The following is a 14,414-nucleotide window of genomic DNA, read 5'->3' as shown; positions in this document are numbered from 1 at the left end:
TTTCCCGTCCAATTGGCGAGCGAGTCGTACAGCTCGATTATGATGGGAAGCCGCTGGACCTTGACGCCTCTTACGATGTAGTCATGAATAATTACAGGGCAGCAGGCGGAGGCAATTACGCCATGTTCCAGGATAAACCGGTCATTAAGGATATTCCGACGGATGTCGCGGAGCTGCTTGCCGGATATATTATGGAGCGAGGAACGATTGAAGCTAGTGTGAATGAGAATTGGGAAGTCATCTGGGATATTGAGCGGAAATGACAAGATAGGGCGGTGCAGGGTTAATCCTGTGCCGTCTTTTTTTTGATAGATAATTAGGCGAAATCGTGCCCAGGGGAACTGTGATCCCTTATTTTGCAGCAAATCGATACAATAGCAAGCAGGGGGAACTATGATCCTCTATTTAACCGAGTAGGGGCGAATTGCATCGATCTGAGGGCAAATAAGGTACTGTAGATCCACAAGACCCCGGAAATCAGGTGGTTAAGCTCAAATAGCGGCCTGTAGATCCCTTTTCACGTAAGAATCGAATTTTTGTAAAATCCTACCTATGCGAACTAGGGGGGATTCGATATGATTAGCATAGCAACTAAATGAAGGAGGTTTCTTGAGTGAACACCGCAACCACAATTGAATTATGGCCCGGAGCATCCAAGGATAGCATCGGTGAGGAAAACCAAGGATGTCCGAGCTTGACCTTGTATCCTGTAGCAAGCGAAGGCTTGAGCTCTGCCGTTATCGTATGTCCCGGAGGCGGCTACGGTAGGCGCGCGCCCCATGAAGGCGAGCCTGTCGCAGAATGGCTCAATGGACTAGGGATTTCAGCCKTTGTTTTAAACTATCGGGTAGCTCCATATGAACATCCAATCCCGCTCCAAGATGCCCAAAGAGCGATTCGAACGGTAAGACACCATGCACAGGAATGGAGCGTTGATCCGAATCGGCTAGGCATACTTGGTTTCTCTGCAGGCGGGCATCTGGCTTCCTCAGCGGGTACACTATTCGATACTGGGAGCCAAGACGCAGTGGACCCTATCGAGAGACAAAGCAGCCGTCCGGATGCTTTAATTCTTTGTTATCCAGTTATTTCCTTGTACGAGTATGGACATGTGGGTTCCAAAAAGAATTTGTTAGGTGAGGCACCAGATGAACAGCTGGTTACCCTGTTATCCACAGAGAAACAAGTGTCGACTGATACACCACCGACTTTTCTCTGGCACACCGCAGACGATGCTGCCGTTCCCGTAGAGAACAGCTTGCTTTTTGCTGGAGCGCTTAGCCGTCATAAAGTGCCATACGATCTGCATGTATTTGAGAGTGGACGGCATGGTATTGGTATGGCAACTGAACATGACGAAGCTTATATGTGGCCTGAACTTTGCGCAAATTGGTTGAAAAAGCAGAAGTTTGCATGACGAGGCTCCATTACGAATGGCATCACCTTGGAGATTCGGCAATCGTACTTACGCTTGGCACGAGCATCGAGCTCTCCACTCTTGATTTGGTACGGCAAGTGACAGCTTATCTGGAGAAGCATCCTTTCGCAGGTTTTATAGAAATGGTGTCCGCTTATACGTCAATCACGATTTATTATGATCCGGTCGCGGTATATCAGCATTTCTCGGAAGCGGAGGTTCACCGTAAACACGAGCATCCTGCTGGAGAGAACTATTTGCTTCCTTGCGACAAAGTTCTTCAACATATTAGGCGGTGCTTAGACGGATTTGAATTCGACAATGAGAAACAGTCCACTCATACCGAAGAGCATATCGAAATCCCTGTTTGTTACGGTGGGGAGTTTGGTCCTGATCTTGCGGAAGTAGCGGCTTATCACAGACTGACGGAGGCAGAGATTGTCGCCTTGCATACTGCACAAATCTATCCAGTGTATATGATTGGTTTTGCGCCAGGTTTCCCGTATTTGGGCGGAATGGATGAGCGGCTGGTTACGCCAAGAAAATCGGTGCCTCGGCCGGATATGGGCTTTAAAATCATCAAGCCGGGAATGCTATCGATCCTGCAGGATCAAGGGCGTTATGGCTACCGCAAATATGGTGTGATAACATCGGGTCCTATGGACGCTTTTGCCCACCAAGCTGCTAACATTCTTGTAGGGAATACGGAGGATGCTGCTGTCTTAGAAATAACGCTGAACGGACCGAGCATGATCGCACAGTTGGATATGCTGGTAGCCCTCTGTGGAGCTGATCTGGAGGCCGATGTGGAGGGCAGGAGAGTGCCGTTGTGGCGATCTTTTCTCATTCGAAAAGGGGAGCAGCTGAACTTCCGCTATGCGGTGAAGGGCTGTAGAGCTTATTTAGCCGTGCATGGGGGTTTTGCAGCAAATATCAGCATGGGTAGTTCAAGCACTTATCTGCGAGCTGGGATTGGCGGTCATGAAGGCAGAGCGCTTCAAGCGGCAGATGAACTGAAGCTGAGCAACGCCAGCAAAGTAGCAGCGAACATTAACAATCTGCCCCTTTCAGGTGCCGTTACTCCGTTTATTCGTCCGAATTATGAAGACAACCCGGTTGTGGGCATTGTATGGGGCAAGGAAGCGGACCATTTTGCGAAATCGGTCAAAGCGAAATTCTTGACTCGAAGCTTTACAGTCACACCACAATCGGACCGGATGGGGTACCGACTGGAAGGAAAGCCTCTTCCGTTGAAACGCGGTATGTCCCACGAAATGATCTCGGAAGCCGTTGTTCCAGGGACAATTCAGGTGCCACCGAGTGGTCAGCCCATTCTTTTGCTTTCTGATTGTCAGACAACAGGCGGCTATCCGCGAATTGCCCATGTCATCACGGCTCACCTGCCGCTAATTGCTCAAGTGAAGCCTGGAGGCAAGCTGCGTTTTCGTGAGGTCAGCCTTAGGGAGGCCCAGGAGCAGCTTTTGCTGCAGGCTATGGATATGCGGCTGCTGGAAGCTGGTGTGCAGGCTTGGTTTAAGGATCGTGGATGATTGGGTGAGAAGAGACGAGAGCAGGGAGCAATGAGCAGGGATCAGGGATCAGGGATCAGGTAGCAGAGAGCAGAGAGCAATGAGCAGAGAGCAGAGAGCAGAGAGCAATTAGCAGGGAGACGAGAGCAGTGAGACGAGCAATGAGCAGAGAGCAGGGAGCAATGAGCAGAGTGCAGAGTGCAGGGAGCAATGATGCAGAGAGTAGAGAGCAAAGAGCAATGAGCAATGAGCAATGAGCAATGAACAGGTAAGAGACTATTGGAGTTACGGAAGGTGATGGGAGTGTGAACGCGCTGCGTATAGATTTGAATTGTGATATGGGCGAAGGCTTCGGCGCTTATCGCCTCGGCCGCGACGAGGAGCTGTTGGACTTCGTCAGCTCCGCCAACATCGCCTGCGGGTTCCACGCAGGCGATCCAGCCACCATGCGCAGCACCGTGAAGCTGTGCTTGCGCAAAGGCGTTGCGATCGGGGCCCATCCGGGCCTTCCCGATCTACAGGGCTTCGGCCGGCGCGAGATAGCCATCACGCCGGCTGAGGCTTACGAGCTGACGTTGTATCAGCTCGGGGCGCTGCAGGCGTTTGTCCACGCCGAAGGCGGGCGCCTGCAGCACGTCAAGCCGCATGGCGCGCTCTATCACATGGCGGCGAAGCGCCATGATCTCGCCGCGGCCATTGCGGCTGCGACACTCAGCGTCAGCGCGGAGCTGACGCTGCTCGGACCGCCCGGCAGCGAGCTGCTGCGGGCGGGTGCCGCCGCGGGGCTGCGAACCGCGAGCGAAGCTTTCGCGGACCGCACCTACCGGCGGGACGGCACGCTGACGCCCCGGGATCAGCCCGGGGCGCTGCTGGAGAGCGCCGCGGATGCAGCGGCGCAGGTCGTGCGCCTCGTCCGCGAGGGGAAGGTCCTCTCCCAGGAGGGAGAGGATCTGAGCATGCGCGCGGACACGATCTGTATCCACGGCGATGGTGCACACGCCGTGGAGTTTGCGCGCGATATCCGCGCGCTGCTGAACCACAGCGGCATCGCGGTTATGGCGCTGGGGCATTGACCCCAGCGCACTGTGCCCTTACCCTGTGCCCTTACCCGATGCCCTTACCCGATGCCCTTGCCCGATGCCCAATGCCCTTACCCTATGCCCTTGCCCAATGCCCTTACTCTATGCCCTTGCCCGATGCCCTATGCCCTTGCCCCTAGCGCCCTTGCTCTTAGCGCCTTGCCCCCAATGCCCCTGTCCCCAACCTAACGGACAGAGATGCCGCTATCTGCCCCTTCCAGGCTGGAAATAGGATCTAACGGACTCAGATGACCCTATCTGTCTGAAAAGTCCCATTTCCCTTCCAGAAATCAGCAGATAACGGCCATACAGTCCGTTATTTCCCATTCTTCTTACTAAAATCCAAACTAGCGGCTACCGAGTCCGTTAGCGACATCATACGCACTCCCCACAACTCATACCTAGGAAAGAATCCTTATAATGATTCTTTCACTTGAGAATGGGCAACCATTATGAGTAAATAGAGAAGTAGCCGGCCAGCTAATAACTTCGGAAAGGAGTGATCAAGGTGATTACAACAAAAGCGGAGGTGATCTCTGCGTAAGCAGAGGTCATCGTTACAACCGGGGGCCCTATGGGCTCCCGCATATTCTTAACTTACGAGTAGACAGCGAGAAGCTTTTTACATATAATGAGAATTGTGAACACGAAGTGAACACACAGGCAACACAGGAGAGGCTTTGCTCTCCAACCCATGTAATATAATCCAACTATTAGGTGAAAGGAGTGTTTTTTAATGAACACAATGACAATGACAGTAGCGATGAGTGTTGCGGCCGCCGCAGAGGTAATCGTCTCCTAACTGAATATCATTCGTGGAATAACCGTTCACCTGAATTTGTATAATTGCATATACAACCGACAGGCACGATTATGGTCGTGTTTTTTTTATTCCATTTTGATAAGAATGGTATGAGGTTTAGGGGCGATGAGATTACTCTCTGCAAATCCGAACAAAGTTTAATCTTTGCGACAATTTGAGGAGGTTTTCATCCATGAGTTACAAGAACGGGAAAGACGTTCTTCCCCCTAACCTATTAAAACAATTACAAGAATATATCCAAGGTGAAATCGTATATATCCCTAAGAAAGAGCAGAAACGCGCTGGATGGGGAGAAAATAACGGAACACGCATTATTATCGAGCGTAGAAATCAAGAAATTTTCCGGTTGTACCAAACAGGCTCCACGGTGATGGAGTTAATTAAGGTCTTTCATCTATCGGAAGACAGCATCCGCAAAATTATTGTGAAAACGCGCGAATTAACAGCTAATCAAGCATAGAAGCAGCATCCATTGCGATGTTGCTTTTTTTCTTTGTGTCGAATTGTAAAAGGTTGGATGTTTCGAAAAGGGATCAGGGAGATAGCTAGCGAATTTAAAATGCATATGGCAATTACATAATTCGACAGGAGGAGTTTTCATGGTATCTATATTCGTCTACGGCACATTGCTTGTTGGAGAGAGTAACCACTTCGTAGCTGCTCCTTTTGTGCAATCTGTGCAATCGGGCACGATTTCTGGTCGTTTATTTGATGTTGGACCTTACCCTGCGCTCTTGCTGACGGATGGCAAGGCTGAGCAGCACGTTGTTGGAGAATGGTTGGAAGTGACGGAAGAAGGTTTGCAAGCGATGGATGTCCTGGAAGGTTATTATGGTCCTGGCGCCTCCAATAATGAATATGACCGCGTTTGGATCCGAGATGTGAATGGGCAGCGTGAAGGTTGGGTTTACATTTACCCTTCGGTGGCGGGTCTTAAAGCAATTCAAGGCTCATCATGGAAAGAATATGACGCTGCAAGAAGCAAGTAATATTTTTTGACTTTTTTCGACAAATTCCTATCTTGCCTATGAGCATGATGTTATAATTAAAGTCATATTTTAATAGAGGAGACCATTATGTCTGTTTATAAAATATTGCTGGCGGACGACGAGCTTGCACTCCGCTTTCTGCTTACAGAAACGTTATCGGATGAAGGATATGAAATCACGGAAGTGGAAGACGGTCAACAAGCCATTGAACAGCTTCAGAAGGAATCGTTTGATCTGGTTATTCTTGATTATATGATGCCAGAACGCACGGGTGTTGAGGTATGCGAGTGGCTTCGTCAGAGCGATAACGCTAACCGAGAGCTACCTGTTATTCTTTTAACAGCGAAAGCCTTGGACAAGGATAAAGAGAAAGCCAAAGCTGCCGGCGTCACGACCTATATTGTTAAACCATTCAGCCCGCTTCAATTGCTAGATACTGTCGGACATTTATTAGAGAATTGATTCGAAACCTATAGAGATTAATTTTATTTTGTAAAAAGGGTGATTGTCCGTCATGAATAATACGAATCTAGAGCCCCAGAGCTCCAGGTCAGAATCGGATAAAGATGCAAGAATTCTGAAACAAGGCAGAAAACTGTTCATTCGTGAGTTTGAAAAGCAGCTGAAGGAGCTTGAAGCTCATCTAGGTGCCATTCGCGCTGTGCCGACAGTAGAGGACTTGAATCGGTTCTATCGTATTATCCATACGCTGAAGGGCAGTGCGCCGATTTTTGGATACGACAGGATTGGCAGACTTGCGGAGGATTTGGTGCGCCTATGGGAATGGACGCAAACCATCGATGAGGAGCAGGATACTTCTTTTACATCAACGAACCCGGTTCAAGAAAACGCAGAGATGAGCCTCAGACTCCTTCGTGACATGAACATGGAATACGATATCGGCCTGACGGAGATCCAAATGGACGAGCAGAAGGATCCTACCGGAGGTTCCATGCTTCGAACGTTGAAGAGTCGCTTGCTGCTTGTCGATGATGACGAGGTGCTGCGTTCGTATTTGACCCGGCGCCTTCAGCTTGATGATTGTATTGTCGATGAGGCATCCGATGTAGAGTCCGCTATTAAACTATTGCGTACGCATACTTATGATCTTGTGACTCTAGATCTCATGATGCATCCGCAATCGGGGTATGAGTTGTTTGAATTTCTCAAAGAAGATCCAACGTTGAAATGGCTGCCTCTCATTGTTTTGTCAGGACGCAACGATTTGAACGACAAAGTACGCTGCTTTCATCTAGGGGCTGACGATTATGTGACGAAGCCCTTTCAGTATGAAGAATTAGCCGCTAGGATCTATGCTTTGCTCAAAAGGACGAAAAATTTCGAGCAGCTGGCCTTCCGCGATCCGCTTACAGGTGTGTTCAATCGGCGATATTTTGACCTTCAGATTGGCATGGAACTGCAGCGTATTGAGCGCTATCCCGCGCCGATCTCGCTAGTTTTTATTGATATTGATTATTTCAAAAGAATCAACGACACGTATGGTCACCACGTGGGAGATTTGGTGCTGCAAGGCTTGGCTCATCTTCTGCAAACCAATCTGCGTTCAACGGATTTACTAGCCCGTTTTGGCGGTGAAGAGTTCGTGATTGCTCTTCCGAATACCTCCTTGGAGCAGGCTCATTCAACGATGCAGAACATCCTGCATATCATTAGCTCTAATCCGGTTGCCCATTATGAGGGGAAACCTTTCTCCATCACATTCTCCGCAGGGGTTGCCGAGTGGCAGGAAGGGTTGTCCGTAGCGGATTGGGTTTCTAAAGCAGACGAAGCGATGTATCAAGCCAAACAACAAGGCCGGAATCGTGTTTTATGCGCTTCAGCAGAGAAAGAGGGCGACCCAAGCAAAGCGGCAGCGGTGCCTCTTCCTGAGAAGAAAAATTTGCTAATCGTTGACGATGATCCGATATTAAGAGCGATTCTGACTTCTCATTTGGAGCATTTGCCGATTGCCATCACCCATGCTTCCGATGGCGAAGAGGCGCTCAGCTTGCTGCAGGAGAAGAGCTATCATGCGTGTATTCTGGATGGTATGATGCCTAGGCTCGACGGATTTTCCTTGTTGGATCAGATTAAGAAGGATGAGCGCTCAGCGAATGCGAATATGAAGGTGCTTATGCTTTCAGGCAAGAAGAAGGAAGACGATATGCTCAAAGGCTATCAGATGGGCGCTGATGACTATATGACGAAACCTTTCTCACTCGTTGAGCTGGAAGTTCGCGTGAAAAAACTAATGAACTTTATCTAACAAGTAAGGGAGCTGGGCTTATGTCCGCTCTCTTTTGCTGTTTCTTATCATTTTCGCATAAAATAGGGCAGTACATTTTGCGACACCCCCACTTTCTGGTAGAGTAAGGTATAGAGGACAAGGTTAGTTAGAAAGGAGCGTGATCCCATGTCGGAGAAAGAAACGCTTGTACGTTTTGGCATCTCTATGCCGCAATCGTTAATTGAGCAATATGATCGGCTTATAGCCATCCAGGGCTATAATAATCGTTCAGAAGCGATTCGCGATCTAACACGCAAAGCGTTGTTAACCTCCAGCAGCATGCAGTTGGACGAAATGGTTGCTGGAACCATTGTGATGGTCTATGACCATCATATTAGCGATCTGCCCATTACGTTGATGGAACTGCAGCATGAATATCACCATGCCATTATTTCAACGATGCATATTCATTTAAATCATCAACAGTGCTTGGAAATATTAGTTGTTCGGGGCGAGGTACAGAAGCTGAGAGAGCTACAGCAGCGGATTCAAGTGCTCAAAGGTGTCGGGTATGCCGAGTTGTCTGTGACGCATGTGGATGAGCATGGAGCCTCGCACGAGCATCCGCATACTCATGCGTAGAATTCGAAGTTGCGGTCTTTTTTTGTTAAAATTAGGCATGGAGGTGCGAGATGTCTGATAAAAAATATTTTAGCTTAGAAGAAGCGAATGAAATGCTTCCATTTGTCGATCAGGAGTTAAAGAAAATGCAAATTCTGAAGCGAGCTTTTGAGGAGAAATACACAGAGCTTCGCAGGAAGAAAAATGAGTTGGCTGAGAAACCAAACACGGAAAAGGATCCTTTTTTTATGCAGGAAGCAGAACTTGAATTTATGCAAATCGAAGCTCGCGGGCTGATTCAGCATTTTCAGCAAACGGGTATCGAGCTTAAGGATATAGAAACAGGTCTTGTGGATTTTCCGTCCATGTTCGGGGGTCAGGAAGTATTGCTTTGTTGGAAACAAGGAGAGGACAAGATCCGTTACTACCACGGCAAAGAAGATGGTTTTGCCGGGCGTAGACCTATAATGGATTAGAGGAACTTATCTATGTATAAACAGAAACAACATGTTCGTCAGCGGTTTTGGTTCTTGCCTGCTGTTTTTTTGTGTATATTATCTATGATGCTCTTAAGCTCAATCGTCGCTCCACAACCTGCTTCTGCTCACGCATCACTGGTACAGGCAATTCCGGAATCGGGCGCTAAGCTGGAAAGCTCTCCGCCCCAGATTGCGATTACCTTCAATGAAACCTTGGATGCTGGGCTCTTTTATATCAAGGTTTTTAATCATGAAGGCGACGAAATGACCAGTAATAAAGCTTATTTGAACAAAGAGCAAACAGGTGTGCTCCTTGATCTGCCTAAGCTGACCGAGGGTGTTTATTTAATTAGTTATCATGTCATTTCGGCTGACGGCCACCCTGTTGGCGGCAGCTATCCTCTGACGATCGGCAATCCGCCACAAGAAGAYACGCTAGATCTTCCTTCAGCCCATGCTAGTCACGAGCACGGTTCAGGTCCGCTAACGACGAAGGTTTTACTTCAATATGCGTCTCGCGGGCTGTGGTATCTGCTGCTGCTTGCTTTGACAGGATGGGTCATATGGCTAAGAATGCTAGGTACAGATGGCGGCAAAGAAACAAGAAAATCATTATCTTCATGGACGCTGAATTTGCAGCGTGCTCAACTCGTTGCCCTCCTGCTGCTTATATTTACGCATATCGAGGATTTACTAGGCGGCGGCGGTGTGGAAGAAATAGCGAAGCTTTTTAGCGCGACGAATATCGGGATATCCTGGCTGACTCTACTTGCGCTATCTTTCCTTGGGTTCGTCCTTATCGGTAGATGGGCATGGTTAGACTGGATATGGCCATTAGGCTTGCTTGCGGCCAAAAGCTTTAGCGGCCATGCAGCTTCCTTTTCACCTGTATGGGCGACGATCGGACTAGATTGGATTCATTTGGTGGGCGCAGCCATGTGGGTGGGAGGCTTAGCACTTCTCTACGCGAAGTGGCGTCAGAAGAACAGTGACATTGCCACGTACATGCGACAATTTTCGAATATGGCTCTGATTTCCATCGTCGTGCTCGCGATATCCGGGTCTTTATCTGTGTTATTATTCCTACCGAATTTGCATTATTTGCTATACTCCGGGTGGGGCATCTTGCTGCTAGTGAAAGTTGGCGCAGTCGTTCTTGTCGTGCTTACGGCATTTGTTATTCGTCTCATGATGCGCAAGAAGAAGGCTGCTCAGTCCTTCCTATGGGTAAGAGTGGATCTAACCCTTATGGTGATCATTGTGCTGTTGGTGGGCATTATCACCTATGTAGCGCCAATTCCGGCCAACGAGCCGCTGCAGTGGCATCAAATGGGAGATAAGGTCCATGTATCTGCGGATATTACCCCAAAAATCCAAGGAACCAACTCTTTCACTGCCAAAGTATTCCTTCCTGAAAATTCGGGGAAACCGAAGCAGGTGCTTATGATTCTTCATTATCTGGATGACAAAGAAATCGCTCCGATTGCGGTGCCGATAACGGCCTATGAGGATAAGGAAGAAGAGGAATCATACGGCTTTGCCAAGTTCAGCTATCGAGCGGAGGGCGCCTATCTTCCTTTCAAAGGGAACTGGGAACTGGAAATGCGTGTGATGGATTCAGATGATAATGAAACGGTTTATAAGAAAGAATTCATCGTCTACTAATACATTGACCGAAAGTAGGTGCCGGCATGGCTTGGATTAATATGCTCGAAAGAGAACAATTGTCTGTTAAATTGGATGACAAGGATGAGGTGGCCTTGCTGGAGATCAACGACGGGGGAATATCACCTACCTATGTGACGGTTCGCCTGAACGAAAACGAGATTGATGAATTGATTGAAGTGTTGCAGCGAATTAAACGAGCCATTCAATAGCCTGCTTTATATACGAAACATCGTTCCCATAAGTTCAAAAGAAAGAAGCTATCCCTCGGTCATTTGATGACTTCTGGGATAGCTTCTTTTTCTTCGGAGCTAGTTGGTAGCTTCCCAATTCCAATTCAGTTCAAAGGGGATAAGCCATAACCTCGCCTCCTCAGCTGATATAGACGGAAAAACTACCGTTATTCTATGCTAAATTGTGGCAGTGAATGAAATAGCGGTAGAAACCCCAGCTAAATCATCGACTGCTGCCGGAAATCTGCTAGATCTGATGAAATTAGCAGTAGAAATTTCATTTAATTACCCAAAAAATAGATCAATTGCTGAAAATAACAGGAGTAATCGGTGCTACTCACAAGTAACCCGTCCACTCACTCAGCCTCTTGTTCTTCAAAATAAGCTCCAGTCAAACTCCTGAGAGAGCTTCCCTAGGAGATGAACACCGGCGGTGCTGTTGCCTTTGCGGTTAAGGGCAGGGCTGACAAGACCGATGCCGTATCGTCCGGGTACCATCGTTAGAATACTGCCGGACACACCGCTTTTAGCGGGAAGCCCTACGTTCATGGCGAACTCGCCTGAGGCATTGTACATCCCGCAGGTGAACATGAACGTTTTGGCGATCTGTACGAATCGCCGCGGAATCAGGCGCTGCTTGCGAATCGGATCGACGCCGTTATGGGCGAGAACCAGAGCCATTCTGGCCAAATCCGTGCAGCTCACTTGAATTGAACAATGGCTAAAATAGACCTGTAGGACATCGTCAACTTCGCGGTCCAGAACGCCGTTATGTTTCAGGAAGTAGGCAAGCGAACGATTTCGGTGGGCGGTGTCTGATTCCGATTTGAACACATCCTGATTAATATCTAGCGCCGGATTGTCCGCAAGCTCCCGGAAAAATTGCAGAATTCGCTGCGTTTGTTCAGATGGCGTATCACCTGCAATCAAGGACGAGATAGCAATAGCTCCGGCATTGATAAGCGGGTTGAAAGGAATACCAGGCTCTACCAGCTCTAACTTCAGCATCGAGTTGAAATCGTCCCCTGTCGGTTCCATGCCGACCTTGGAGAACACCGTCTCTTCGCTGTTATCCATCAGAGCAAGAATAAGCGTGAAGACTTTGGAGATGCTTTGCAGCGTAAAATGATAGTCGGTATCACCGGCTCCAACTGTATTCCCCTCAGCATCCATGATGCAGATACCCAATATATCAGCGGGAGCATTCGCAAGTTCAGGAATGTAGGAAGCAACATGGCCATCTTCGGTATGGACTTTGCTAGCTGTAACCCACTGCGCCAAATGGTCGTTAAGCTGCTTCCAAGTTGTTGTATGCTCGTCCAAGTTCATCTAGATGTTAGTCCTTCCTATTGCTCAAGCTTTCCATGCTTGTGGGTGGTTGTCGCTGATAAGGTCCGTTGCACTTGCGTTAGCAATTACTTGCTCAGGGTTTTTGCAGCCTGGAATGACGCTCGTTACGGCATCATGCTTTAAGCACCATGCAAGCGCCCATTTGGCCATATCCATGCCCTCTGGGACTTCTTCTTTTTGAATCCGCTGTACTTCTTCCAGCTTTTGTCTTACGCTCTCAGCATCATGACGATGACGGACATCGGTATCGCTGAACACTGCACCAGGCTTGTACTTGCCGCTCAGATAGCCGCTTGCCAAAGGTACTCGTGCCAATACGCCAAGATCCTGATTCACACAGGAAGGGAATACAAGCTCTTCCGGCGCTCGATCCAAACGATTATAGACAACTTGAATCGCTTTGGAATTTACTTTCGTAGAGGCTTCGGTTTGATGGATATTGGCATTGCTTCCGATGGAAGTTCCCAGATGTCTGATTTTTCCTGCCTGTACTTGCTTATCTAATGTTGTCCAGAGGTCATCGTTGTCGAATACGCTATCCGGTCCCGAGTGAAATTGGTATAAATCTATGTAATGAATAGCATCTGCTTCAGCTTGTGTGTACGTAAGTCCCCATTCTCCTCCGAATTGCCAGGTTCCAACACCAACGATAGAAACTTTTAAGTCTGTTTTCCCAAGTCTGCGATATTTCATGGTAATCACTCTCCTTTTATAGTATCCAACCTCATTAAACGATATTGATGGGATGATGTCAAAAGAAATGAATCCAACAATTACATAATAAAATGCTCCCAACCTTCCGAAGAAGGAGGGAGCAGGAATGATTGATTATGCAAGTCCGGCCGAAAGGTCTTTTTCAGCTTCCGCACTTTTCTTTTTCGGTTTAGGGCCAACTTTGATGTTGCCGATAAACAGTGTAAGAACCGCCCCGAGCAATACGAATACTAATCCGATAACGAATACTTGGTGAAGGGAAGTCACAAGTGCATTTTTCAAAATAGGAAGCATGTGCTCTACAAATTCTTTCGGCATTTTCGCCAACGTTTCAGGGCTTAATAGAGAAGAATACAGGCCTTGCGGATTGGTGTGAATCATATCTGTCATCTGGTTAGATAACTGGCTTGCTTCTGCAGGCAGCTGTTTGACAACAGGTGTTAAATCTTGATCGAGCAGAACTGATGATTTGTGGTTCATAACTGCGCCTAGAATTGTCATACCGAACGTACCACCGATTTGACGGAAGAATTGGCTGGAGGACGTAACGACACCAAGCTCAGATTTCGGGAAGCTTTCTTGCAAAGCAAGCGTCAGAATCGGCATAACAAGCCCCATGCCAAGACCTAAGATCAACATATAAGCAGATGCTGTCAGCTTGGTTGTGTCTATGCCCATTGTGCTAAGGAAGTAGAAACCAACGGCCATGATGATCATACCGACTAACATTTGTTTACGTACACCGATTTTGTGAATAAACTGACCGGAAACTACGCTGGCCACAATCATCGTTATCATCAGAGGCATCATCACAGTACCGGACGCAGAAGCGCTGATTCCAACAATGCCTTGCATGAAGAGAGGTACGAACATAATAGCACCGAACATACCAACAGACATTAGGAAACCTACACCGTTAATGGTTGTAAAAGTTCTATTTTTGAATAAACGAACAGGAAGAATTGGCTCTTGCGCTTTGCTTTCAATAATGACGAAGGATACCAATGATACAATCGCTACTGCAAATAGACCAATGATTTGCCAGGATAACCAAGCATAATCTTTACCACCGAAAGTCAAAGCAAGAAGCATGGAAACAACACCGATAACCATGGTGGCAATACCCGGAATGTCGAATTTCACTTTACCGATCGCTTTATGCTTCGGCAGCGCAATTGCGATTAAGACAACAGCTAGGATACCAACGGGAAGGTTGATATAGAATACCCAGCGCCAATCCAAAGCGTCAACGATCCAACCACCGATTTGGGGGCCGACAACAGAAGAT

15 protein-coding genes are annotated in these 14,414 nt (G+C 47.9%); 12 read left to right on the top strand and 3 right to left on the bottom strand.

Annotated elements, in window-relative coordinates; all coding sequences use genetic code 11:
* From AC1DUA_RS07915 to AC1DUA_RS07860, 12 genes are all read left to right on the top strand, one after another.
* The coding region (locus AC1DUA_RS07915) for a 5'-nucleotidase C-terminal domain-containing protein (protein WP_477499210.1) at window positions 1-263 on the top strand (263 nt) is incomplete at its 5' end.
* A gap of 350 nt (window positions 264-613) precedes the next feature.
* On the top strand, window positions 614-1,417 hold the full coding sequence (locus AC1DUA_RS07910; RefSeq protein WP_477499209.1) for an alpha/beta hydrolase: 804 nt from the start codon (window positions 614-616) through the stop codon (window positions 1,415-1,417).
* On the top strand, window positions 1,414-2,967 hold the full coding sequence (locus tag AC1DUA_RS07905) for a 5-oxoprolinase subunit B/C family protein (protein ID WP_477499208.1): 1,554 nt from the start codon (window positions 1,414-1,416) through the stop codon (window positions 2,965-2,967). The genes AC1DUA_RS07910 and AC1DUA_RS07905 overlap by 4 nt, the downstream gene beginning before the upstream one ends.
* A gap of 284 nt (window positions 2,968-3,251) precedes the next feature.
* A complete protein-coding gene (locus AC1DUA_RS07900; RefSeq protein WP_477499207.1) occupies window positions 3,252-4,019 on the top strand; it encodes a LamB/YcsF family protein in 768 nt (255 codons plus the stop codon).
* A gap of 1,001 nt (window positions 4,020-5,020) precedes the next feature.
* Entirely contained in the window at window positions 5,021-5,308 is a 288-nt protein-coding gene (locus AC1DUA_RS07895; RefSeq protein ID WP_127457334.1) for a CD3324 family protein, read from the top strand.
* 139 nt (window positions 5,309-5,447) lie between these two features.
* Window positions 5,448-5,837 (top strand): gamma-glutamylcyclotransferase family protein, encoded by a 390-nt coding sequence (locus AC1DUA_RS07890; RefSeq protein WP_477499206.1) that lies wholly within the window; start codon window positions 5,448-5,450, stop codon window positions 5,835-5,837.
* An 87-nt stretch (window positions 5,838-5,924) separates the two neighbouring features.
* Entirely contained in the window at window positions 5,925-6,299 is a 375-nt protein-coding gene (locus AC1DUA_RS07885) for a response regulator (RefSeq protein ID WP_477499205.1), read from the top strand.
* Between the two features lie 52 nt (window positions 6,300-6,351).
* Complete coding sequence (locus tag AC1DUA_RS07880; protein ID WP_477499204.1) at window positions 6,352-8,103, top strand: diguanylate cyclase; 1,752 nt, start codon at window positions 6,352-6,354, stop codon at window positions 8,101-8,103.
* A 147-nt stretch (window positions 8,104-8,250) separates the two neighbouring features.
* On the top strand, window positions 8,251-8,706 hold the full coding sequence (nikR, locus tag AC1DUA_RS07875) for a nickel-responsive transcriptional regulator NikR (protein ID WP_477499203.1): 456 nt from the start codon (window positions 8,251-8,253) through the stop codon (window positions 8,704-8,706).
* Between the two features lie 50 nt (window positions 8,707-8,756).
* The gene (locus tag AC1DUA_RS07870; RefSeq protein ID WP_477499202.1) at window positions 8,757-9,161 is read left to right on the top strand and encodes a DUF2203 family protein; all 405 of its coding nucleotides are present in this window, start codon (window positions 8,757-8,759) and stop codon (window positions 9,159-9,161) included.
* A gap of 12 nt (window positions 9,162-9,173) precedes the next feature.
* Window positions 9,174-10,829: a copper resistance CopC/CopD family protein gene (locus AC1DUA_RS07865; RefSeq protein ID WP_477499201.1), complete on the top strand. Its 1,656-nt coding sequence runs from the start codon at window positions 9,174-9,176 to the stop codon at window positions 10,827-10,829.
* A gap of 26 nt (window positions 10,830-10,855) precedes the next feature.
* Entirely contained in the window at window positions 10,856-11,041 is a 186-nt protein-coding gene (locus AC1DUA_RS07860) for a hypothetical protein (protein WP_477499200.1), read from the top strand.
* 396 nt (window positions 11,042-11,437) lie between these two features.
* On the opposite strand, the gene glsA is transcribed toward AC1DUA_RS07860, so the two are convergent.
* From glsA to AC1DUA_RS07845, 3 genes are all read right to left on the bottom strand, one after another.
* Window positions 11,438-12,391, bottom strand: a complete 954-nt coding sequence (glsA, locus tag AC1DUA_RS07855; protein WP_477499199.1) for a glutaminase A — start codon at window positions 12,389-12,391, stop codon at window positions 11,438-11,440.
* A gap of 24 nt (window positions 12,392-12,415) precedes the next feature.
* Window positions 12,416-13,105 carry an aldo/keto reductase gene (locus AC1DUA_RS07850; protein WP_477499198.1) on the bottom strand — a complete coding sequence of 230 codons (690 nt, stop codon included), beginning with the start codon at window positions 13,103-13,105 and terminating at the stop codon, window positions 12,416-12,418.
* A 135-nt stretch (window positions 13,106-13,240) separates the two neighbouring features.
* Window positions 13,241-14,414, bottom strand: a 1,174-nt coding sequence (locus AC1DUA_RS07845) for an MFS transporter (protein ID WP_477499197.1), incomplete at its 5' end; no start/stop codon positions are given.

Source organism: Paenibacillus sp. 01T422 (assembly GCF_056398785.1).
The sequence above is the reverse complement of the archived record's forward strand: the minus strand, read 5'-3'. Positions and strand labels throughout refer to the sequence as shown.